The 21,093-nt window shown below is 68.9% G+C and carries 23 protein-coding genes; 18 read left to right on the forward strand and 5 right to left on the reverse strand.

All coding sequences use genetic code 11. The features are described 5' to 3' along the window. The first annotated feature begins 4 nt into the window (after positions 1 to 4). Both MELE44368_RS15945 and MELE44368_RS15950 read left to right on the forward strand, forming a co-directional pair. Positions 5 to 859 carry a mycofactocin-coupled SDR family oxidoreductase gene (locus tag MELE44368_RS15945; protein ID WP_206613781.1) on the forward strand — a complete coding sequence of 285 codons (855 nt, stop codon included), beginning with the start codon at positions 5 to 7 and terminating at the stop codon, positions 857 to 859. A gap of 65 nt (positions 860 to 924) precedes the next feature. Then, positions 925 to 2,097, forward strand: coding sequence for an NAD(P)/FAD-dependent oxidoreductase (locus tag MELE44368_RS15950; RefSeq protein ID WP_128109371.1), 1,173 nt, complete (start codon positions 925 to 927; stop codon positions 2,095 to 2,097). Between the two features lie 56 nt (positions 2,098 to 2,153). Here the strand turns inward: MELE44368_RS15950 and MELE44368_RS15955 are convergent, their stop codons facing one another. From MELE44368_RS15955 to mftR, 4 genes are all read right to left on the reverse strand, one after another. Continuing rightward, positions 2,154 to 3,437 carry a VOC family protein gene (locus MELE44368_RS15955; RefSeq protein WP_128109372.1) on the reverse strand — a complete coding sequence of 428 codons (1,284 nt, stop codon included), beginning with the start codon at positions 3,435 to 3,437 and terminating at the stop codon, positions 2,154 to 2,156. Continuing rightward, positions 3,434 to 3,958: an RNA polymerase sigma factor gene (locus tag MELE44368_RS15960; RefSeq protein WP_128109373.1), complete on the reverse strand. Its 525-nt coding sequence runs from the start codon at positions 3,956 to 3,958 to the stop codon at positions 3,434 to 3,436. The genes MELE44368_RS15955 and MELE44368_RS15960 overlap by 4 nt, the downstream gene beginning before the upstream one ends. A gap of 88 nt (positions 3,959 to 4,046) precedes the next feature. Next, the gene (locus MELE44368_RS15965) at positions 4,047 to 5,693 is read right to left on the reverse strand and encodes an NAD-dependent malic enzyme (protein WP_128109374.1); all 1,647 of its coding nucleotides are present in this window, start codon (positions 5,691 to 5,693) and stop codon (positions 4,047 to 4,049) included. A 64-nt stretch (positions 5,694 to 5,757) separates the two neighbouring features. Further along, on the reverse strand, positions 5,758 to 6,360 hold the full coding sequence (mftR, locus tag MELE44368_RS15970; protein ID WP_046750789.1) for a mycofactocin system transcriptional regulator MftR: 603 nt from the start codon (positions 6,358 to 6,360) through the stop codon (positions 5,758 to 5,760). Between the two features lie 105 nt (positions 6,361 to 6,465). Between mftR and mftA the strand changes: the two genes are divergently transcribed. The 7 genes from mftA (at position 6,466) to mftG (ending at position 13,031) form a co-directional block, all read left to right on the forward strand. Further along, positions 6,466 to 6,558, forward strand: coding sequence for a mycofactocin precursor MftA (gene mftA / locus MELE44368_RS15975; protein ID WP_064893087.1), 93 nt, complete (start codon positions 6,466 to 6,468; stop codon positions 6,556 to 6,558). A 14-nt stretch (positions 6,559 to 6,572) separates the two neighbouring features. Continuing rightward, positions 6,573 to 6,896 carry a mycofactocin biosynthesis chaperone MftB gene (gene mftB / locus MELE44368_RS15980; protein ID WP_128109389.1) on the forward strand — a complete coding sequence of 108 codons (324 nt, stop codon included), beginning with the start codon at positions 6,573 to 6,575 and terminating at the stop codon, positions 6,894 to 6,896. Beyond that, complete coding sequence (gene mftC, locus MELE44368_RS15985) at positions 6,893 to 8,104, forward strand: mycofactocin radical SAM maturase (RefSeq protein ID WP_128109375.1); 1,212 nt, start codon at positions 6,893 to 6,895, stop codon at positions 8,102 to 8,104. The genes mftB and mftC overlap by 4 nt, the downstream gene beginning before the upstream one ends. A 2-nt stretch (positions 8,105 to 8,106) precedes the next feature. Next, positions 8,107 to 9,300 carry a pre-mycofactocin synthase MftD gene (gene mftD / locus MELE44368_RS15990; protein ID WP_128109376.1) on the forward strand — a complete coding sequence of 398 codons (1,194 nt, stop codon included), beginning with the start codon at positions 8,107 to 8,109 and terminating at the stop codon, positions 9,298 to 9,300. 135 nt (positions 9,301 to 9,435) lie between these two features. Continuing rightward, a complete protein-coding gene (gene mftE / locus MELE44368_RS15995) occupies positions 9,436 to 10,179 on the forward strand; it encodes a mycofactocin biosynthesis peptidyl-dipeptidase MftE (RefSeq protein ID WP_128109377.1) in 744 nt (247 codons plus the stop codon). Next, positions 10,176 to 11,588, forward strand: coding sequence for a mycofactocin biosynthesis glycosyltransferase MftF (gene mftF, locus MELE44368_RS16000; protein ID WP_128109378.1), 1,413 nt, complete (start codon positions 10,176 to 10,178; stop codon positions 11,586 to 11,588). Before mftE ends, mftF begins: the two co-directional genes overlap by 4 nt. Before the next feature lie 9 nt (positions 11,589 to 11,597). After that, positions 11,598 to 13,031 carry a mycofactocin dehydrogenase MftG gene (gene mftG, locus MELE44368_RS16005; RefSeq protein ID WP_128109379.1) on the forward strand — a complete coding sequence of 478 codons (1,434 nt, stop codon included), beginning with the start codon at positions 11,598 to 11,600 and terminating at the stop codon, positions 13,029 to 13,031. Positions 13,032 to 13,110: 79 nt separating this feature from the next. Here mftG and MELE44368_RS16010 read toward each other — a convergent pair whose 3' ends face one another. Further along, positions 13,111 to 14,361, reverse strand: a complete 1,251-nt coding sequence (locus MELE44368_RS16010) for a cytochrome P450 (RefSeq protein WP_128109380.1) — start codon at positions 14,359 to 14,361, stop codon at positions 13,111 to 13,113. Between the two features lie 107 nt (positions 14,362 to 14,468). On the opposite strand from MELE44368_RS16010, the gene MELE44368_RS16015 reads away from it, so the two are divergent. From MELE44368_RS16015 to rpsC, 9 genes are all read left to right on the forward strand, one after another. After that, the gene (locus MELE44368_RS16015) at positions 14,469 to 16,028 is read left to right on the forward strand and encodes a carboxylesterase/lipase family protein (protein ID WP_241566648.1); all 1,560 of its coding nucleotides are present in this window, start codon (positions 14,469 to 14,471) and stop codon (positions 16,026 to 16,028) included. A gap of 633 nt (positions 16,029 to 16,661) precedes the next feature. Next, on the forward strand, positions 16,662 to 16,967 hold the full coding sequence (gene rpsJ, locus MELE44368_RS16025; RefSeq protein WP_003883485.1) for a 30S ribosomal protein S10: 306 nt from the start codon (positions 16,662 to 16,664) through the stop codon (positions 16,965 to 16,967). Between the two features lie 14 nt (positions 16,968 to 16,981). Next, complete coding sequence (gene rplC, locus MELE44368_RS16030) at positions 16,982 to 17,632, forward strand: 50S ribosomal protein L3 (protein ID WP_128109382.1); 651 nt, start codon at positions 16,982 to 16,984, stop codon at positions 17,630 to 17,632. Between the two features lie 2 nt (positions 17,633 to 17,634). Continuing rightward, entirely contained in the window at positions 17,635 to 18,291 is a 657-nt protein-coding gene (gene rplD / locus MELE44368_RS16035; protein WP_128109383.1) for a 50S ribosomal protein L4, read from the forward strand. After that, positions 18,291 to 18,593 carry a 50S ribosomal protein L23 gene (rplW, locus tag MELE44368_RS16040; protein ID WP_046750779.1) on the forward strand — a complete coding sequence of 101 codons (303 nt, stop codon included), beginning with the start codon at positions 18,291 to 18,293 and terminating at the stop codon, positions 18,591 to 18,593. The genes rplD and rplW overlap by 1 nt, the downstream gene beginning before the upstream one ends. 28 nt (positions 18,594 to 18,621) lie before the next feature. Further along, positions 18,622 to 19,464 (forward strand): 50S ribosomal protein L2, encoded by an 843-nt coding sequence (gene rplB / locus MELE44368_RS16045; protein WP_128109384.1) that lies wholly within the window; start codon positions 18,622 to 18,624, stop codon positions 19,462 to 19,464. A gap of 9 nt (positions 19,465 to 19,473) precedes the next feature. Beyond that, positions 19,474 to 19,755, forward strand: coding sequence for a 30S ribosomal protein S19 (gene rpsS / locus MELE44368_RS16050; protein WP_007167837.1), 282 nt, complete (start codon positions 19,474 to 19,476; stop codon positions 19,753 to 19,755). After that, positions 19,752 to 20,345, forward strand: a complete 594-nt coding sequence (gene rplV / locus MELE44368_RS16055; protein WP_128109385.1) for a 50S ribosomal protein L22 — start codon at positions 19,752 to 19,754, stop codon at positions 20,343 to 20,345. The genes rpsS and rplV overlap by 4 nt, the downstream gene beginning before the upstream one ends. Then, positions 20,345 to 21,093, forward strand: a 749-nt coding sequence (gene rpsC, locus MELE44368_RS16060; protein WP_128109386.1) for a 30S ribosomal protein S3, incomplete at its 3' end; no start/stop codon positions are given. The genes rplV and rpsC, both read left to right, overlap by 1 nt.

The following is a 21,093-nucleotide window of genomic DNA, read 5'->3' on the forward strand; positions in this document are numbered from 1 at the left end:
AGCGGTGACGGCAGCTGACGGTCCCCTGACCGGGCGAGTGGCATTCATCACGGGCGCCGCCCGCGGTCAGGGCCGCGCGCATGCGATCCGGCTGGCCAACGACGGCGCCGACATCATCGCGATCGACATCTGCGGCCCGATCTCCGAGACCATCACCTATCCGCTGGCCACCCCGGAAGAACTGGCCGAGACGGTGCGGGCGGTGGAGGCCACCGGCCGCAAGGTGCTGGCCCGCCAGGTCGACGTGCGCGACCTGGCCGCGCTGCAGCAGGTGGTGGCCGACGCCGTCGAGCAGTTCGGCCGGCTCGACATCGTGGTCGCCAACGCCGGGGTGCTGAGCTGGGGCCGGATCTGGGAGATGTCCGAAGAGCAGTGGAACACCGTCATCGACGTCAACCTCAACGGCACCTGGCGCACCCTGCGGGCCGCGGTGCCCGCGATGATCGAGGCAGGCAACGGCGGCTCGATCGTCATCGTCAGCTCCTCGGCCGGGCTGAAGGCCACGCCGGGCAACGCCCACTACGCCGCCTCCAAACACGGCCTGACCGCGCTGACGAACTCACTTGCGTTGGAAGCCGGCGAATTCGGCATCCGGGTCAACTCCATCCACCCGTATTCGATCGACACGCCGATGGTGGAGAAGGACGCGATGATGGCGCTGTTCGCCAAGCATCCGTCGTTCATCCACAGCTTCGCGCCGATGCCGTATCAGCCGGTCAACCACCAGGGCAAGAAGGGGCTGCAGGAATTCATGACGGCCGAGGAGGTTTCGGACGTGGTGGCGTGGCTGGCCAGCGACGCGTCCGCGACGATCTCAGGCAGCCAGATCGCCGTGGACCGCGGCACGATGAAGTACTGACCGTTCGCCGGCCTCATCGAGGGGGTGGCGGACAAATCCCCGCGCGGATCGTGTAAAAACTGCGCATGACCACTTCTAGGGGCATCGTGATCGTCGGTGGCGGGCTGGCGGCTGCCCGCACAGCCGAACAGCTGCGTCGTTCGGAATACACCGGCCCGGTGACCATCGTCAGCGACGAGGACCACCTGCCCTATGACCGTCCGCCGCTGTCCAAGGAAGTCCTGCGCGCCGAGATCGACGACGTCACGCTCAAGCCCGCGGAGTTCTACGAGGAGAACGACATCACCGTGCTCCTCTCCAACGGGGCCCGCTCGGTGGACACCGCCGCCAAGACGCTGACACTGGCCGACGGCACCGAGCTGGGCTACGACGAGCTGATCGTCGCCACCGGCCTGGTGCCCAAGCGGATTCCGTCGTTCCCGGATCTGGCGGGCATCCACGTGCTGCGCAACTTCGACGAGAGCCTGGCGCTGCGCAAGGAGGCGGCTTCGGCGCAGCGCGCGGTCGTCGTCGGCGCCGGTTTCATCGGCTGCGAGGTCGCGGCCAGCCTGCGCAAGCTGGGCGTCGCGGTTTCGCTGGTCGAACCGCAGCCCGCGCCGCTGGCGTCGGTGCTCGGTCAGCAGATCGGCGAGCTGGTGGCCCGGCTGCACCGCGCCGAGGGCGTCGACGTGTACTGCGGCGCCGGGGTCGCCGAGGTGCGCGGGACCGATCGGGTCGAGAAGGTGGTGCTCAGCGACGGCACCGAGCTGCGCGCCGACCTCGTCGTCGTCGGCATCGGCTCACGTCCGGCCACCGACTGGCTGCAGGGCTCCGGCATCGAGCTGGACAACGGCGTCGTCTGCGACGCGGCCGGCCGGACCAGCGCGCCGAACGTGTGGGCGATCGGGGACGTCGCGTCGTGGCGCAACACTGTGGGACACCAAGTGCGCGTTGAACATTGGAGCAATGTCGCCGACCAGGCCCGCGTCCTGGTGCCCGCGCTGCTCGGGCAGGAGGTGCCTGCGGTGACCACCGTGCCGTATTTCTGGAGCGACCAGTACGACGTCAAGATCCAGTGCCTCGGCGAACCCGAGGCCACCGACACCGTGCACGTCGTCGAGGACGACGGACGCAAGTTCCTGGCGTTCTACGAGCGCGACGGCGTGGTCGCCGGGGTGGTCGGCGGCGGTATGCCCGGCAAGGTGATGAAGACCCGCAGCAAGATCGCTGCGGGTGCCCCCATCGCCGACGTCCTCTAGACCGGCGATTTCGGTGCGCCAACCATCGCTGAGCGCGGGTTAGCGCACCGAAATCCCTAGAACTCGCCGAGGTAGAAGCGGGTGCCCTGGTCGTCGGTGCACAGCGCCGACTTCCCGTAGGCCTGCTGCGACGGCGGGTCGATCACCGTGCCGCCGGCCTCGATCACCCGGGCGACCGCGGCGTCGACGTCCTCGACGGTCCACATCGGGACGGTCACCGACTGGCTGCCGCCTCCGGCGACGCCGGCCATCGGCTGGGTGTACTGGATCTGCCAGCCGTCGTCGACCCGGCCGGGCTCGAACGACCAGAAGAGGATCCGGCTGTAGAACGCCTTGAACGCGGTCGAGTCGGCGACCTCATACGTGATGTACGAAAGCTCGCCCGGCCCAGCCCCGTTGAGCTTCGGCCGCGGTGTGCCGGGCGCGGGCTCGAACACCGCGAAAGGTGCTCCCGCCGGGTCGTTCGCGTCCAGCACGGTGCCGAAGTCGAGCTCCCGCACCTCGCCGACGGTGCCGCCGCCGTCGAGGATGGACTGCCTGGCGCCGGCCAGGTCGGTGACCGCGTAGCAGCAGAACAGCGTGGGCGCACCCGGCACCGAGAAGATCCCGATGGGCTGCTCGGTGTTGGTGACCTGGCGGGCGGCCGGGTCGAACGTCCAGCCCAGCACGTGGCCGTAGAACGCCGCCGCCCGGTCGGCGTCGGGCGTCCACAACGAGACGTAGCCGACGTCGCCGTGCTGGATCGGGGTCGATGCGCCGGTCAGCGGCCCGCTGAGCGTCCAGCGGTGCCCGAACGGGTCGACAATGGCGGCGCTGCGTGAGCCGTGGGCTTCCCGGACCTCCTGCTGCACCGTCGCGCCCCGGTCGCGAGCGCGCTCGACGGCGGCATCGGCGTCGGGAACGGCAACCATCAGCATCACGGAAGCCGCCCGCGGGGCAGGGGATTTCATGCCGATCTCGGGATACTCGTCGGCGAGATAGAACACGCCGCCCGCCAGCGCCAGCTCGGCATGGCCGATGCGGCCGTCGTCCATCACGATCGGCTCGCCGACCAGCGTGGCTCCCAGCGCATCGACGTACCAGGCGATGGCCTCGCGCGCGTTGGGCACCGCGAGATAGGGCACCGCGGCCGACCGCGGCACGCTGGTCGAGGCGGTTGTGGGTTCGGCCAGTTCGGCGATGGCGGTGTCGGTGCCACTCATGACTACTCCTTGAGCTCGATTGGGAAGGGACACAGCTGCTTCGAGTCGTGCGCGCAGCCGAGCCGCGAACGCCGGATCCGGCTGGACCGGAAGTTCGTCGCCGCGCAGCACGGACAACGGGTCGTGGCTGTTGTTCACGACTTCCCTCCTTCCGGCTCCGGATAGTGCGCTCTGAAGGCGCGGCGGGCCCGCACCAACAGCGCCTCGGTGGCATGCACGGTGCGGCCGATCAGCTCGGCACACTCGGGCACCGAACAGTCGTCCATGTAGCGCAGCGCCAGCACGGTGCGGTGCTGTTCGGGCAGCTTCGCGAGCACGCTCTCGGCGACGATGCGATCCAGCTCGGCGTCCCAGTCGTCGGGTGCGTCGAGCGGCTCGGGCAGCTCGGCGACGGGGACCGAGAACCGGTCGTGACGGCGGCGGTAGTGGTCGGCCAGTTTGTGGCGGGCCACCCCGAACAGCCACGGCACGCTGATCGGCGGCGGAGCGTTCTTGCGGGCGGCGTCCATCGCCGCCAGAAAGGTCTCCGACGTCAGGTCCTCGGCGGTGCCCCGGTCCCCGCAGCGCCGGACGAAGTAGCCGTAAACGGCCGGCAGTGCTTCGTCGTACAGCGCCAGCAGGGCCCGTGGAGCGTCGTCGCCATCCGATTCGGCGCTCACACCCTTATCGTCGCCATTGGCGCCCGAACTCCGACGCCTCAATGCGAAAAAAGTTTTCGCGCCACCGCTCAGCGCTCGCGGAGGGTTTTCAGCCGCGGTATTCCGGTGTCCAGCGCACCTGGGCGATGCGGGCCGACAGTTCAGCCGAGCTGCGCTGCGGGGCGACACCGTCGGCGACGGCCTGGACGGCGACGGCGTGCGCGATGCGTGCGGCGATATCGGGAACCTGCGACCACGCGGGCAGCAGCGGCTGGTTCGGATCGGCCAGCGCGGGGGAGGCGTCGCCGAGCGCCGCCGCCGCGGCCCGCATCATCTCGTCGGTGACCCGGGTGGCCTGCGCGGCCGTGACGGCCAACCCCACCGCGGGGAAGATGTAGGCGTTGTTGCACTGCGCGACCGTGCGCTCGACGCCGTCGCGGCGCAGCGGCGCGAACGGGGAGCCGGTGGCGATGAGCGCGCGGCCCCCGGTCCATTCGTCGAGCTCGGACGGATGGGCCTCGGCGCGGCTGGTCGGGTTGGACAGCGGGAAGATGATGGGCCGCTCCGTCTTGGCCGCGATCTCACGGACAATGGGTTCGGTGAAAGCCCCTGTCGCAGTGGACAGTCCAATCAGCACGCCGACGTCGACGTGGTGCACGACGTCGGCCAGCTGGGCCGGTCCGGACAGGCTCCATCCTGCGAGGCGCGCGGCCGGCTGGGCGAATTCGCGTTGGCTCGGCGAGAGGTCGGTGCGGTCGTCGGTGAGCAGCCCGTTGATGTCGACGACCCAGATCTGCTCCGCGGCCTGCCGCGCCGAGAGGCCTTCGGAGACCATCTGGCGGCGCACCATCTGCAGCACCCCGATGCCGGCCGACCCCGCGCCCAGCATCACCACCTGCTGGTGTGACAGCGGCCGGCCGGCGACCTTGGCCGCGCCGTGCAGCGCGCCGAGGGTAACCGCGGCGGTGCCCTGGATGTCGTCGTTGAACGTCAGTAGCCGGTCGCGGTAGCGCTGCAGGATCGGCAGCGCATGCGCGCTGGCGAAGTCCTCCCACTGCAGCAGCACATTCGGCAGCTCTTCGGTCACCGTGCGGACGAAATCGTCGATGAAACCGTAGTATTCGTCGCCGCCGATCCGGCGGTGACGCCAGCCGAGATACTGCGGGTTCTCGAGCAGTTCGACATTGTCGGTGCCGACGTCGAGCACGATCGGCAGGGTGCGGGCCGGATCGATGCCACCGATGAGGGTGTACAGCGAGAGCTTGCCGATCGGTATGCCCATCCCGCCGATGCCCTGATCGCCCAGGCCGAGGATGCGCTGACCGTCGGTGACCACGATGACGTCGACGTCACGCTGCGGACGGTTGCGCAACACCTCGCGCAATGAACCACGGTCGGGGTAGGACACGAACAGCCCGCGCGGCCGCTGGTAGATCTCGCTGAACCGCTGGCAGGCCTCCCCGACGGTGGGCGTGTAGACGATCGGCATCATGTCGGCGACATGCTCGCGCAGCACCCGGTAGAACAGGGTTTCGTTGCGGTCCTGCAGCGCGCGCAGGTAGATGTGTTTGTCGATCGGGTCGCGACGCCTGCAGAACTCGGTCCAGCAGTGCTCGGCCTGTTGCGCCAGCGTCTTCTCGGCGGTCGGCAGCAGGCCCAGCAGACCGAATTCGCGACGCTCCTCGTGGGTGAATGCGGTGCCCTTGGTCCACAACGCGTCGAACAGCAGAGCGTGTCCAGTTTTCTTGTCGCGCATCGAGAAGATCCCCTCCTGCGGTCGCTCCCAAGCTAGCGCCGCCACCCGCGCCGTGGCGCGGGTTTCACGGTTCCAGCGCCACGAAGCCGGCGCTGACGGTGTCGAATGCGGCGCCGAGCGCCTGCGCCAGTGGAACCGTCTCGTCTGCCAGCCAGTGCTCGTAGGCCGACAGCGCCACCCCGAGCATGGTCCACGCCACTGTCTGCGGGCCCAGATCGCTTGGCTTGGCGCCCAGCCGCCGCGCCACGAAGTCCGCGACGACGGCGCGCCAGCCCGCGTACATCGTCATCGAATAGGCCTGCAGCTCGGCGGTTTCCAGGATCACCCGCATCCGCTGGCGGTGGCGGACCGTTTCGGCCTCGTCGAAGGTGTTGAACGCCAGCAGGGCGGTGCGCAGCGCCGCACCGAGCGGCACTTCGGGGTCGAGGCCGGCGAGCAGATCGCGCAGGTGCTCCAGGTGCGCGTCGAAATCGCCCCAGGGCAAGGCGTTTTTAGAGGGGTAGTAGCGAAACAACGTGCGACGCGCGATGCCCGCGGCCTCGGCGACGTCGTCGACGCTGACGGCGTCGAACCCGCGGGCGGTGAACAGGTCGATGGCGACGTTGCTGATGTGGTCGGTGGTCGTGGAGCGTCGACGACCCACGCGGGGCGGGGTATCAGCTCGCATCAGCCCACCTCCGGCAGCCGCCACTTTGATTTCGGCACTCGATGCCATATTATTGCGATCTCGCTCACAATTGTCGAGAACCTGTGACACGAAAGGTGGATCGCCATGGAACCGAATCAGCAGGTCGAGGACGCCGAGCTGGTGACCGAGACCCTGGTCGAAGAGGTGTCGATCGACGGGATGTGCGGGGTCTACTGACCGTGGGCTCGTCGATGGCGGCGTCCGGCAGCGACACGGCGTCGTCGGTCGACGCGGTGTCGCCGGCCGGCGCGGCGTTCGACCCCGGCCGCGGCTGGCGGCTGCACCACCAGGTGGCGGTGCGGCCCGAGCCGTTCGGGGCGCTGCTGTATCACTTCGGGACGCGCAAGCTGTCGTTCCTGAAGAACCGCACGATCGTCGACGTGGTGAACACCCTGGGCGACCATCCCGACGCCCGATCCGCCTGCCGCGCCGCCGGCATCGACGACGCGCAACAGGCTCCGTATCTGCATGCACTCAGCGTGCTTGCCCAATCGAAAATGCTGGTGCCGCAATGACTTCTGTGGAATCTCCACCCGCTCCGGCGAAGCAGCCGGTGCCGCGCCTCATCGAACAGTTCGAGCACGGCCTGGACGCCCCGATCTGTCTGACGTGGGAACTCACCTACGCGTGCAACCTCGCCTGCGTCCACTGCCTGTCCTCGTCGGGTAAGCGCGATCCGCGCGAGCTGAGCACGCAGCAGTGCAAGGACATCATCGACGAGCTCCAGCGCATGCAGGTGTTCTACGTCAACATCGGCGGTGGCGAACCCACTGTGCGCCCGGACTTCTGGGAACTCGTCGACTACGCGACCGACCACAACGTCGGCGTGAAGTTCTCCACCAACGGAGTGCGCATCACCCCCGAGGTGGCCGCACGGCTGGCTGCCAGCGAGTACGTCGACGTGCAGATCTCCCTGGACGGGGCGACCGCGGAGGTCAACGACGCCGTGCGCGGCCGGGGTTCGTTCGCGATGGCGACCCGCGCGCTGCAGAACCTCGCCGACGCCGGGTTCAAGGACGCCAAGATCTCCGTCGTCGTCACCCGCCACAACGTCGACCAACTCGACGAATTCGCCGCGCTGGCAGCCCAGTACGGCGCGACGCTGCGCATCACCCGGCTTCGGCCGTCCGGCCGCGGCGCCGACGTGTGGGACGACCTGCACCCGACCGCCGAGCAGCAGGTTCAGCTGTACAACTGGCTGGTCGCCAAGGGTGATCGCGTGCTGACCGGCGACTCGTTCTTCCACCTGTCCGGGCTGGGTGAGCCGGGCGCGCTCGCCGGCCTCAACCTGTGCGGGGCCGGCCGGGTGGTGTGCCTCATCGATCCGGTCGGCGACGTCTACGCGTGCCCGTTCGCCATCCATGACCGGTTCCTGGCCGGAAATGTGGTGTTCGACGGCGGTTTCGACAACGTGTGGAAGAACGCGCCGTTGTTTCGCGAACTGCGTGAGCCCCAGTCCGCGGGAGCGTGCGCCGGCTGCAACCACTACGACAGCTGCCGCGGCGGCTGCATGGCCGCCAAGTTCTTCACGGGCCTGCCGATGGACGGCCCCGACCCGGAGTGTGTCGAAGGCTACGGCGCGCCCGCGCTGGCCCGCGAGCGTGACAAGCCCAAGCCCGGTGTCGACCACTCGCGCGGGAAGCCGGTCATGCTGACGCTGCAGACCAGGCCGCTCAGCCCAGCGGCGCCTCCGTCGCGCCTGTGCAACGAAAGCCCGGTGTGACGATGGCACGAGATATCTGGTTCGAAACGGTCGCCCTGGCCCAACAGAGGGCCAAGAAGCGACTCCCCAAATCGGTGTACGCCGCGCTGATCGCCGCCAGCGAGAAGGGGGTGACGGTCGCCGACAACGTGGAGGCCTTCGCCGAGCTGGGGTTCGCGCCGCACGTGATCGGCGCCGTCGACAAGCGTGATTTGTCGACAACCGTGATGGGGCAGGATATTTCGATGCCCGTCATGATCTCGCCGACGGGCGTGCAGGCGGTGCATCCGGACGGTGAGGTCGCCGTGGCGCGGGCCGCCGCGGCGCGTGGCACCGCGATGGGGTTGTCGTCGTTCGCCAGCAAGCCGATCGAAGAGGTGGTCGCCGCCAACCCGAAGACCTTCTTCCAGCTGTACTGGCTCGGCAGTCGCGACGACATCGCGGGCCGGGTGGAGCGGGCCCGGCAGGCCGGCGCCGTCGGCCTGATCGCCACCACCGACTGGAGCTTCTCGCACGGCCGGGACTGGGGCAGCCCGAAGATCCCCGAGCAGATGGACCTGCCGACCATCGTGAAGATGCTGCCCGAAGGGCTGACGCGGCCGCGCTGGTTCCTGCAGTGGGCCAAAACCCTGCGTCCGCCCAACCTGCAGGTGCCCAACCAGGCGGCGCGGGGCGAACAGGGCCCGCCGTTCTTCGCCGCGTACGGGGAGTGGATGGCCACCCCACCGCCGACGTGGGCCGACATCGCGTGGCTGCGCGAGCTGTGGGGCGGCCCGTTCATGCTCAAGGGCGTGATGCGGGTCGACGACGCCAAACGCGCTGTGGACGCGGGTGTTTCAGCGATCTCGGTGTCCAACCACGGCGGCAACAACCTCGACGGCACACCCGCGTCGATCCGGGCGCTGCCGGCGATCGCCGAAGCCGTCGGCGACCAGATCGAGGTGCTGCTCGACGGCGGCGTGCGGCGCGGCAGCGACGTGGTCAAGGCGGTGGCGCTCGGGGCGCGCGCGGTGATGATCGGCCGCGCGTATCTGTGGGGGCTGGCGGCCAACGGGCAGGCCGGCGTCGAGAACGTTCTCGACATCCTCCGCGGCGGCATCGACTCGGCGCTCATGGGCCTCGGCCTGGCCTCCGTGCAGGACCTCGGACCCGAGCATGTTCTCGTGCCGCCGGGGTTCACCCGGGCGCTGGGCGTACCCGGTGGTCCGGCGAACTGAGGCCGTCGCCGCCGCCTCACCCGAATCGGCTGGTACAGGCGTGGCGCAGGGGACGCACGTGGTTGCCCCGCTGCCGTCGGCGCTGATTTCGGAAAATCATTTCCTACGCATGCACGAACAATTGGCGCACGACAGGTGAATTCGGCCTACCATCGGCGGGTGGCTTCTCTCCGCGAGCTTGGCAACTTGACGTCGAGGCAGCTACAAACCGTGTCTTCAGCATTGATCGTTCCCGTCGGGTCGACCGAACAGCACGGCCCGCACCTGCCGCTGGACACCGACACCCGCATCGCGACCGCGGTCGCCAACGCCGTCGTCGACGGTATCGCCGGGCGAGGTGAATCGAACTGGATGATCGCGCCCGCGATCGGGTACGGCGCCAGCGGCGAGCACGAGGGCTTCACCGGCACGGTCTCCATCGGAACCGAGGCGCTATCCCTGTTGCTGCTGGAAATCGGCCGGTCGGCATCGCGGTGGGCGTCGCGCCTCGTTTTCGTCAATGGGCACGGGGGGAATGTGGAAGCTTTGACCGCCGCGACAGCTTTGCTTCGCGACGAAGGCCGGGACGCGGCGTGGTGTTCATGCAGCGTCCCGGACGCCGACGCGCACGCCGGGCATACCGAAACGTCTGTATTGCTACATATTTCGCCGCACGATGTGTGGCTCGACGAACGCGTGACCGGTAACCGGGCGCCGCTCGCCGAGCTCATGCCCGAACTGCGCCGCGGCGGGGTGGCCGCGGTCAGTGAGGTCGGAGTGCTCGGCGACCCCACCACCGCGTCCGCGCAGGAGGGCGAGCGGCTCTTCGCCGCCATGGTCGACGGCTGTTCGCAGCGGATCATCCGCTGGGCGCCGGACCGGAACGGGATGCTGGCATGACCGGTCCACGGCTGCCGGACGGCTTCGCGATCCAGGTGGATCGCCGTGTGAAGGTGCTCGGCGAGGGCTCCGCGCTGCTCGGCGGTTCCCCCACCCGGCTGCTGCGGCTGGCGCCCGCCGCGCAGACCATGCTCAACGGCGGTCGCCTCGAGGTGCACGATGCGGTCAGCGCGCAGCTCGCCCGCACTCTGCTCGACGCGACCGTAGCGCACCCGCGGCCGGCCACCGGGCCGTCGCACCGGGACGTGACGATCGTTATCCCGGTACGCGACAACGCAACCGGACTCCAACGGCTGGTCGCGTCGCTGCGCGGGCTGCGTGTCGTCGTGGTGGACGACGGCTCGGCTGTCCCGGTTCAACAGGCCGACTTCACGGACATGCACTGCGACGTCAAAGTGGTGCGCCATGAGCGGAGCAAGGGCCCGGCCGCCGCGCGCAACACCGGCATAGCGGCGTGCGAGACCGACTTCGTCGCCTTCCTCGACTCCGACGTGGTACCCCGGCGCGGGTGGCTGGAGGCCCTGCTGGGCCACTTCTGCGACCCGGCCGTCGCCCTGGTCGCGCCGCGCATCGTCGGCCTGCGTGAGCCCGTCAACACCGTGGCCCGCTACGAGGCCGTCCGCTCGTCGTTGGACCTGGGGATGCGTGAGGCCCCGGTGGTGCCCTACGGGACGGTGTCCTACGTACCGAGCGCCGCGATCATCTGCCGTCGGTCGGTGCTGAAGGAGATCGGCGGATTCGACGAGACGCTCAAGTCGGGCGAGGACGTCGACCTGTGCTGGCGGATGATCGAGGCGGGTGCCCGGCTGCGCTATGAGCCCGTCGCGCTCGTCGCGCACGATCATCGAACGCAGATCCGAGAATGGTTCTCGCGCAAGTCTTTCTACGGCTCAGCGGCGGCCCCGCTGGCGGTGCGCCACCCCGGCAAGACGGCTCCGCTGGTGATCTCCGGGTGGACGCTGGTGGTCTGGATGCTGTTGATGATGGGCTCCAGCTACGGTTACCTGGCCTCGATGGTCGTCGCGGCGATCACCGGACGCCGCATCGCCAAGTCGCTGTCCACCGTGGAGACCGAACCTCGGGAAGTGGCCGTGGTGGCCGCGCACGGCCTGGGGTCGGCGGCGCTGCAGCTGGCCTCCGCGATCTGCCGGCACTACTGGCCGATCGCGCTGATGGCTGCGCTGATCTCGCGGCGGTGCCGGCAGGTGGTGCTCGTGGCCGCGGTCGTCGACGGAGTGGTGGACTGGGTCGGCCGCAACGCCAGGGCCGACGAGGACGCCAAGCCGATCGGCCTGTTCACCTACCTGCTGCTCAAACGGCTCGACGACATCGCCTACGGAACGGGGCTGTGGACCGGTGTCATGCGCGAACGCCATCTCGGTGCGCTCAAGCCGCAGATCAGGACCTGAAGCATCGCCTTGCACAGCGACGTACTGATTGTCGGTGCGGGAAGTGCCGGATCCGTCTTGGCGGAACGGCTTTCAGCGGATCCGGACTGTCACGTGACGGTTGTCGAGGCGGGCCCCGGCCCCGCCGACCCGCAAGTGCTGATCCAGATCAGGGACGGGCTGCGGCTGCCGATCGGTGCGGCCAGCTCGGTGGTGCGCAGGTACCCGACGACGCTGACGACGTCTCCGCAGCGGCACGCCCAGATCCTGCGCGGCGCCGTCGTGGGCGGTTCGGGTGCGGTCAACGGTGGGTACTTCTGTCGGGGCCTGCCCTCGGACTTCGACGGCTGGGCGCTGCCGGGCTGGTCGTGGAACGACGTGCTTCCGCATTTCCGGGCGATCGAGACCGACCTGGACTTCGACACCCCGCTCCACGGCTCGAGCGGGCCCATCTCGGTGCGTCGTGTCGCCGAATTCGACGGCTGTACAGCATCTTTCGTGGATGCGGCGACATCGGCGGGATATCCGTGGATTCCCGACCTCAACGGGTCGACGGCCGACGATTCGCTGCCCGACGGTGTGGGGCCGGTACCGCTGAACATCGACAAGGGCACCCGGGTGGGTCCCGGCGGGGCGTTTCTGCAGCCCGCGATGAGCCGGGCGAACCTGACCGTGCTGACCAGTCACCGGGCGGCCCGGATACGTGTCGAGAACGGCCGGGCGATCGGCGTGGACTGTGTCGGGCCGAACGGTGCGGTGCGGCTGAGCGCGGATCGAATTGCGTTGTGCGCCGGTGCGATCGGTTCGGCACACCTGCTGATGCTTTCGGGCATCGGGCCGGAGAGCGCGCTGCGCACCGCGGGGATTCCGGTGCAGGCGGCGCTGCCGGTCGGCATCGCCAGCGCCGACCATCCGGAGTGGGTGTTGCCGGTGAGCTGGACGGTCAGCAGCGGGGTGCCGCCGTTGGAGGCCGTTCTCACCACCGCCGACGGGCTCGAGCTGCGGCCGTACACCGCGGGGTTCGGCGCGATGGTCAGCGGCCGGCGTGACGATCCCGCCGACCGCCCCCACATCGGCGTGACGCTGATGCGCCCCCGCTCGCGCGGGCGCGTCACCGTCGTCTCGGCGGACCCGGCCGTCGCGCCTGTCATCGAGCACCGCTACGACAGCGAACCCGACGACGTGGCCCTGCTGCAGGCCGGCACCGAGCTGGCACGCGAATTGGTCGGAACCACCACCGATGTCGGTGCGGTGTCGTGGTCGACCTCGCAGCATCTCTGCGGCACCGCACCCATGGGTGGCGAGGACGACGACACGGCCGTCGTCGACCCCCGATGCCGGGTGCGCGGCGTCGACGGGCTGTGGGTGGTCGACGGCTCGGTGCTGCCGACGATCACCAGCCGGGGTCCGCACGCCACGATCGTGATGATCGGACACCGCGCCGCGGAGTTCGTCCGGGGCTGATCTCCTCCCGCCGAGCAGACGCGAAACCACCCTAAATCAGCCGAATCAGGGGGAGTTCGCGTCTGCTCGCGGGGAAAGCTCAGCGCACCGAGTAGCGGATCGGCAGGTGCTTGAGCCCGCCGACGAACACCGTCGACGTCAGCTGCGGCTGGCCGGCCAGCTCGATCGAGTCCAGGCGGGGGACCAGCTCGGAGAAGAAGCTGTTGATCTCCATCCGGGCCAGCGCCGCACCCAGGCAGAAGTGCACACCGTAACCGAACGCCAGGTGCTTGTTCGGGTCGCGGCCGACGTCGAACTTGAACGGCTCGTCGAAGATCTCCTCGTCGCGGTTCGCCGAAACGTAAGCGAGATAGGCGGATTCGCCTTGCTTGATCGGCACGCCGCGCACCTCGGTGTCGGCGGCGGCGGTGCGCATGAACTCCTTGACCGGGGTGGTCCAGCGGATCATCTCCTCCACCGCGGTGGGCATCAGCTCCGGGTTGGCTTTCAGCCGGGCGAGCTGATCGGGGTTCTCGATCAGCGCCCGCATTCCCCCGGAGATGGCATGGCTGGTGGTGTCGTGCCCTGCGGTGGCCACGATCACGTAGTAGGACAGGCAGTCGACTTCGGAGAGCAATTCCCCGTCGACGCGGCCGTTGGCGATCGCGGATGCCAGGTCGTCGGTGGGATTCGCCCGCCGTGACTCGGTCAGCTTCCGGAAGTAGTCGAAGAGGTCGATCAGCACCTCCATCTGCTCTTCGGGGGTGGTGCCGCGCTTGTACTCCTCCTCATCGCCACCGAAGAGCTCCTGGGTGAGCCTGAGCATGCGGGGGAAGTCCTCCTCGGGCAGGCCGAGCAGCGACATGATCACCCACAGCGGGTAGTACACCCCGATGTCGTCGACGAAGTCACACTCCGGGCCGATGTCGCGCATCTTGTCGACATATCCCTTGGCCAGCTCGTCGACGCGGACCTTCAGCGCCCGCATGGCCTTGGGGCGGAACCAATCTGCGCCGATCGCGCGCACCTTGCGGTGGTGCGGGTCGTCCATGTGGATCAGCGTGCGCAACCCCATGCCCGCCTCGAGCTGCGCCTTGGCGAGGTCGTCGGCCTCCGCGGTGGCCAGCAGCGGGCGGGGTTCGGACAGCCAGAGCTCGTTGTCGCGCTCGATGTCCATGATGTCTTCGTGCTTGGTGACCGCCCAGAACGGCCGGTACGGCGGATGGTCGACATAGGCCACCGGGTTGTTGGCCCGCAGATGGGCGAGTGCCGCGTGGAGCCGTTCGTCGTCGGCATAGGCGGTCGGGTCGGCCAGGGCCTTGGTGGCGTCATCCATCGTCGGCGTGCTCATACAGGCTCCTTCGTCGGACTCGTCGAAAACTTGACGCGTGTCAAGAACCCAGTATATGGGACGGAGCCCACGGTGGCACTCAGATGGTGTCAGTAGTCTCGGACCTCGTGCGCTCAGCGACGCTTCGCCCGGCCCTGGTGGCGGTCGTGGCGTTGCTGCTGTCCGCATGCGGTCAGGGCGGATCCGCCGTCATCGAGGTGCCCGCGGACCCCGCGGTGGTGCAGACGGACGCCGGGGACCTGCGCGGAACCGTGTCCGACGATCACCGCTATTTCGCCGGAATTCCCTACGCCGCAGCGCCGGTCGGCCCGTTGCGATGGCAACCGCCGCGGCCCGTGCCCAGCTGGGAAGGGCTGCGCGACGCGACCCGGCCGGGCCCGCGGTGCGTCCAGGATGTCAGCAACGACGTCGACGGCCGGCCCACCAGCGAGGACTGCCTGACGCTGAACGTGTGGACGCCGCCGCCGTCGGGCGAACCTCGGCCGGTGCTGGTGTGGCTGCACGGCGGCGGGTTCACCAACGGCAGCGGCGACATCTACAACGCGCGGTCGCTGACCGGCCGCGGCGAGATCGTCGTCGTCACCCTCAACTACCGGCTGGGCGCGCTGGGCTTCCTCGCGCATCCCGCGCTGGGTGACGGCAACTACGGGCTGGCCGACCAGCAGGCGGCGCTGCGGTGGGTGCGGAACAACATCGCCGAATTCGGCGGCGACCCAGAGAAAGTCACGATCGCGGGCGAGTCCGCCGGCGGGATGGCGGTGTGCGACCACCTCGTCGCGCCCGGCTCGGCGGGGCTGTTCCGCGCCGCGATCATCCAAAGCGCGCCGTGCCAGGCCCAGTACGGCCTGCCTGCCGCCCAGGAGGCCAGCCTGCGGTACGCGGCCGACGTCGGCTGCGCCGATCCCACCACCGCCGCGCAGTGCCTGCGCGCGCTGCCGCCCGAACAGCTGACCCGGCCGGTGTTCTACGACCGCATCGGCACCGAACAGCTGAGCGGCCCGGTCACCGGGACGGCGACGCTGCCGGTGGATCCGCTCACCGGCCTCGCCGACGGGCGCGCGGCGCGGGTGCCGGTGCTGATCGGGACGACGGCAGACGAGTTCAACTTGTTCACCGCGCTGCAGCACGTGCGCGGGCGCCCGATCGACGCCGCCCACTATCCGGAGCTGCTCGCGGAGGCCTTCGGCCCGGATGCCGCCGCCGTCGCGCAACGCTATTCACCCGAGCACTTCGAAAACAGTGTGCCGCTGGCGTATTCGGCTGCGACGACCGACGGCGTGTTCGCGTGCGTCGCGGACCGGATGGCCGATGCGCTGGCCGGCGATCGCGAGGTGTACTTCTACGAGTTCGACGATCCGAACGCGCCGGCCCCGGAACCGTTGCGCGCGGCCCCTTTTCCCGTCGGCGCCGGGCACTCGCTGGAACTGCGCTACCTGTTCGACGTCGGCGGCGCCCCGCCGCTGAACGCGAAGCAGCAGCGGCTCTCCGAGCAGATGCTCGATTACTGGAGCGAGTTCGTCGCGACCGGTTCACCCGGTGAAGGGTGGCCGCAGCTGAGCGATGACGCCGCGGGCGAGCGCATGGTGTTGCACCCCGACGGCAACCGCGTCGTCACCACGTACGAGCAACAGCACCAGTGCCGGTTCTGGGCGGACCTGACCGGCTGACGCCACGCACGCCCAAAGGGACGAACGGGCGGAAAAGTGCGAGTGAATCTCGCCATTGAGTCGATCTCGGCTAGGCCGGCGACTTGTCGATGACGCTGACGGGCACCACCACGTCGTGGCCGTCGGTGATCGACGCGAAGTCCGGCGGCTGCAACCGGGCCTACGCGGAGGCGCCGCCACAGACGATACGTGGTGGTCACGGCGGCCATGTGCGGCTACCTTACTCGGCGGTAAGGTAAGCGGCGTTCGACCCCGGGTGGGCTACCGCCGCCGGGGCCGCGCCGAGATCGACATAATGGGGCGATCTACTCGCACTTTGTCGCCCAAATGTCCCTGTGGGCGAATTTGGCCGGGGGCTGGATCTGAGGCATACTGTTCGGGTTGCCTTGAGCCGGGTTCACCCCTGACGGGCACACGACCTGCGCCTCCAGTGGGCGCGTCCGGTCCCAATCTCGATCGCGACGGATTTCGACGCGAACGGGTACGCGTGAGGGCGACACACCCGAGCGCGGGGGTCGGTGGACCATAGACAGGAAAACAGCGGCGGCAGTGCTCGCGCGATCGGGTTGGTCCCGGCGTGCGACTTGCAGACCAGGCCCAGCACGGGCCCGTTAGTAGTGAGGTAGGAGAAGCGTGGCGGGACAGAAGATCCGCATCAGGCTCAAGGCCTACGACCACGAGGCGATCGACGCCTCGGCGCGCAAGATCGTCGAGACGGTCACCCGGACGGGCGCCAGCGTGGTCGGCCCGGTGCCGCTGCCGACCGAGAAGAACGTGTACTGCGTCATCCGCTCACCGCACAAGTACAAGGACTCGCGGGAGCACTTCGAGATGCGCACCCACAAGCGACTGATCGACATCCTCGACCCGACGCCGAAGACGGTCGACGCGCTGATGCGCATCGACCTGCCGGCCAGCGTTGACGTCAACATCCAGTAGGAGATTCCAGAGACATGGCTAGGAAGGGCATTCTGGGCACCAAGCTGGGCATGACGCAGGTGTTCGACGAGAACAACAGGGTCGTGCCGGTGACGGTCGTCAAGGCCGGCCCCAACGTCGTCACGCGCATCCGCACTCCCGAGCGCGACGGCTACAGCGCCGTACAGCTGGCCTATGGCGAGATCAACCCGCGCAAGGTGAACAAGCCGCTGAAGGGTCAGTACGAGGCGGCGGGCGTCAACCCGCGCCGCCACCTCGCCGAGCTGCGCCTCGACGACGACGCCACCGCCGAATACGAAGTCGGCCAGGAACTGACCGCCGAGATCTTCACCGACGGCAGCTACGTCGACGTGACGGGCACCAGCAAGGGCAAGGGCTTCGCGGGCACCATGAAGCGCCACGGTTTCCGCGGCCAGGGCGCCAGCCACGGCGCCCAGGCGGTGCACCGCCGGCCCGGTTCCATCGGCGGCTGCGCGACGCCGGGCCGGGTGTTCAAGGGCACCCGCATGGCGGGCCGGATGGGCAACGACCGCGTCACCACGCAGAGCCTGTTGGTGCACAAGGTCGATGCCGAGAACGGCGTGCTGTTGATCAGGGGCGCCATCCCCGGCCGCAACGGCGGTCTGGTGATGGTCCGCAGCGCAATCAAGCGAGGCGAGAAGTAGACATGGCTGCCAAGACTCTCAAGATCGACGTCCACACCCCGGGCGGTAAGAAGGACGGCTCCGTCGAGCTGCCCGCCGAGCTGTTCGACGTCGAGCCCAACATCGCACTGATGCATCAGGTGGTGACCGCGCAGCAGGCCGCGGCTCGCCAGGGCACGCACTCGACCAAGACCCGCGGCGAGGTCCGCGGCGGCGGCAAGAAGCCGTACCGGCAGAAGGGCACCGGGCGCGCCCGCCAGGGCTCGATCCGGGCGCCGCAGTTCACCGGCGGCGGCGTCGTGCACGGCCCGAAGCCGCGCGACTACAGCCAGCGCACCCCGAAGAAGATGATCGCGGCCGCGCTGCGCGGCGCGCTGTCGGACCGGGCCCGCAACGGCCGGATCCACGCGGTCACCGAGTTGGTCGAGGGCCAGACGCCGTCGACCAAGAGCGCCAAGACGTTCCTGGCCACCCTGACCGACCGCAAGCAGGTGCTGGTCGTGATCGGGCGCACGGACGAGACCAGCGCCAAGAGCGTGCGCAATCTGCCTGGGGTTCACGTGATCTCGCCGGATCAGCTCAACACCTACGACGTGTTGAAGGCCGACGACGTGGTGTTCAGCGTCGAGGCCCTCAACGCCTACATCAGCTCGAACCGCAAAGAGGAGGTGTCGGCCTGATGGCGACCGTCACTGACCCCCGCGACATCATCTTGTCGCCGGTCATCTCGGAGAAGTCCTACGGGCTGATCGAGGACAACGTCTACACGTTCATCGTCCACCCCGACTCGAACAAGACCCAGATCAAGATCGCGATTGAGAAGATCTTCAAGGTCAAGGTCGCGTCGGTGAACACCGCCAACCGGCCGGGCAAGCGCAAGCGCACCCGCACCGGTTACGGAAAGCGCAAAGACACCAAGCGGGCCATCGTCACGCTGGCTCCTGGGAGCAAGCCCATCGACCTGTTCGGAGCACCGGCCTAGCCCGGGGATCAGAGAGACCTAGAGAATCATGGCAATTCGCAAGTACAAGCCGACGACCCCGGGTCGTCGCGGAGCCAGCGTCTCCGAGTTCGCCGAGATCACTCGCGACCATCCGGAGAAGTCGCTGGTCCGCCCGCTGCACAGCAAGGGTGGGCGCAACGCGCACGGCCGGATCACCACGCGGCACCGGGGCGGCGGGCACAAGCGCGCCTACCGGGTGATCGACTTCCGCCGCCACGACAAGGACGGCATCAACGCCAAGGTCGCGCACATCGAGTACGACCCGAACCGCACGGCCCACATCGCGCTGCTGCACTACCTGGACGGGGAGAAGCGCTACATCATTGCGCCGCAGGGCCTTTCGCAGGGTGATGTCGTCGAGTCCGGTCCCAACGCCGACATCAAGCCCGGTAACTGCCTGCCGCTGCGCAACATCCCCGCCGGCACGATCGTGCACGCGGTGGAGCTGCGTCCCGGCGGCGGCGCCAAGCTGGCCCGCTCCGCAGGGGCGAGCATCCAGTTGCTCGGTAAGGAGGGCACCTACGCCTCGCTGCGTATGCCGTCCGGCGAGATCCGGCGCGTCGACGTGCGCTGCCGTGCCACCGTGGGTGAGGTCGGCAACGCCGAGCAGGCCAACATCAACTGGGGCAAGGCCGGCCGGATGCGGTGGAAGGGCAGGCGTCCCAGCGTCCGCGGTGTCGTGATGAACCCGGTCGACCACCCGCACGGCGGCGGTGAGGGCAAGACCTCCGGCGGCCGCCACCCAGTCAGCCCGTGGGGCAAGCCCGAGGGCCGTACCCGCAAGCCCAACAAGCCGAGCGACAAGCTCATCGTCCGTCGCCGTCGCACCGGCAAGAAGCATCACCGGTAGGAGTAGCTGATGCCACGCAGCCTGAAAAAGGGTCCGTTCGTCGACGACCATCTGCTCAAGAAGGTCGACGCACAGAACGAGAAGAACACCAAGCAGGTCATCAAGACCTGGTCGCGTCGGTCGACGATCATCCCCGACTTCATCGGACACACCTTCGCGGTGCACGACGGCCGCAAGCACGTCCCGGTGTTCGTCACCGAGGCGATGGTCGGCCACAAGCTCGGCGAGTTCGCCCCGACCCGCACGTTCAAGGGTCACATCAAAGACGACCGGAAGGCTAAGCGCCGGTGAGTACTACGACGACTGAATATCCGACCGCCGTGGCCAAGGCGCGTTTCGTGCGTGTCTCGGCGACGAAGGCGCGCCGGGTCATCGACCTGGTGCGTGGCAAGCCGGTGGCCGACGCGTTGGACATCCTGCGGTGGGCACCGCAGGCCGCCAGCGAGCCGGTCGCCAAGGTGATCGCCAGCGCAGCCGCCAACGCGCAGAACAACGACGGCCTGGACCCGTCCACCCTCGTGGTGGCGACCATCCACGCCGACGAGGGCCCGACCGCCAAGCGCATCCGGCCACGCGCGCAGGGGCGTGCGTTCCGGATTCGCAAGCGCACCAGCCACATCACCGTGATCCTGGAGAGCCGCGCGAGCCGCGAGGACGAGCGCGGCCGGTCGGCCAGCGCGTCACGGGCCCGCCGGGCGCAGGCCAGCAAGGCCGCCGCCAAGAAGGCGCCTGCCACCAAGGCGACGGCACAGAAGGCGACCGCCGAGAAGGCGCCGGCCAAGAAGGCTGCCGCCAAGAAGGCGACGGCCGAGAAGGCGCCGGCCAAGAAGGCCGCGAAGAAGACTGCTGAAGCGTCCGAATCGAAGGAGGGCTCGGAGTAGTGGGCCAGAAAATCAATCCCCACGGCTTCCGGCTCGGTATCACCACCGGCTGGAAGTCCCGGTGGTATGCAGACAAGCAGTACAAGGACTACGTCAAGGAAGACGTCGCGATCCGTCGGCTGTTGGCCACCGGCCTCGAGCGTGCGGGCATCGCCAACGTCGAGATCGAGCGGACCCGCGACCGGGTGCGCGTGGACATCCACACCGCACGGCCCGGCATCGTGATCGGCCGCCGCGGCACCGAGGCCGACCGCATCCGCGCGGACCTCGAGAAGCTGACCGGCAAGCAGGTCCAGCTCAACATCCTCGAGGTGAAAAGCCCGGAGTCGGTGGCGCAGTTGGTCGCCCAGGGTGTCGCCGAGCAGTTGAGCAACCGTGTCGCGTTCCGTCGCGCCATGCGCAAGGCGATCCAGTCCGCGATGCGCCAGCCCAACGTCAAGGGCATCCGCGTGCAGTGTTCGGGCCGTCTCGGCGGCGCCGAGATGAGCCGCTCGGAGTTCTACCGCGAGGGTCGGGTGCCGCTGCACACGCTGCGCGCCGACATCGATTACGGCCTGTACGAGGCGAGGACGACGTTCGGCCGCATCGGTGTGAAGGTGTGGATCTACAAGGGCGACATCGTCGGCGGCAAGCGCGAGCTGGCGGTGGCCCCGCCCTCGGAGCGGCCGCGTCGTGAGCGTCCGTCGGGCACCCGCCCGCGCCGCAGCGGTGCGGCGGGCACCACCGCGACGGGCACCGACGCCGGCCG

It is taken from the genome of Mycolicibacterium elephantis DSM 44368 (genome assembly GCF_004014805.1).
Classification (GTDB): domain Bacteria; phylum Actinomycetota; class Actinomycetes; order Mycobacteriales; family Mycobacteriaceae; genus Mycobacterium; species Mycobacterium elephantis.

Bases quoted from the DNA above. Each gene is read 5' to 3' on its own strand.
- mftC (WP_128109375.1), top strand. From the start codon at position 6,893: ATGACTTCTGTGGAATCTCCACCCGCTCCGGCGAAGCAGCCGGTGCCG.
- MELE44368_RS16010 (WP_128109380.1), bottom strand. From the start codon at position 14,361: ATGAGCACGCCGACGATGGATGACGCCACCAAGGCCCTGGCCGACCCG.
- mftB (WP_128109389.1), top strand. From the start codon at position 6,573: ATGGCGGCGTCCGGCAGCGACACGGCGTCGTCGGTCGACGCGGTGTCG.
- rplW (WP_046750779.1), top strand. From the start codon at position 18,291: ATGGCGACCGTCACTGACCCCCGCGACATCATCTTGTCGCCGGTCATC.
- MELE44368_RS15965 (WP_128109374.1), bottom strand. From the start codon at position 5,693: ATGCGCGACAAGAAAACTGGACACGCTCTGCTGTTCGACGCGTTGTGG.
- MELE44368_RS15950 (WP_128109371.1), top strand. From the start codon at position 925: ATGACCACTTCTAGGGGCATCGTGATCGTCGGTGGCGGGCTGGCGGCT.
- rplB (WP_128109384.1), top strand. From the start codon at position 18,622: ATGGCAATTCGCAAGTACAAGCCGACGACCCCGGGTCGTCGCGGAGCC.
- mftR (WP_046750789.1), bottom strand. From the start codon at position 6,360: ATGCGAGCTGATACCCCGCCCCGCGTGGGTCGTCGACGCTCCACGACC.
- rpsS (WP_007167837.1), top strand. From the start codon at position 19,474: ATGCCACGCAGCCTGAAAAAGGGTCCGTTCGTCGACGACCATCTGCTC.
- mftD (WP_128109376.1), top strand. From the start codon at position 8,107: ATGGCACGAGATATCTGGTTCGAAACGGTCGCCCTGGCCCAACAGAGG.
- mftA (WP_064893087.1), top strand. From the start codon at position 6,466: ATGGAACCGAATCAGCAGGTCGAGGACGCCGAGCTGGTGACCGAGACC.
- mftF (WP_128109378.1), top strand. From the start codon at position 10,176: ATGACCGGTCCACGGCTGCCGGACGGCTTCGCGATCCAGGTGGATCGC.
- rplC (WP_128109382.1), top strand. From the start codon at position 16,982: ATGGCTAGGAAGGGCATTCTGGGCACCAAGCTGGGCATGACGCAGGTG.
- rplD (WP_128109383.1), top strand. From the start codon at position 17,635: ATGGCTGCCAAGACTCTCAAGATCGACGTCCACACCCCGGGCGGTAAG.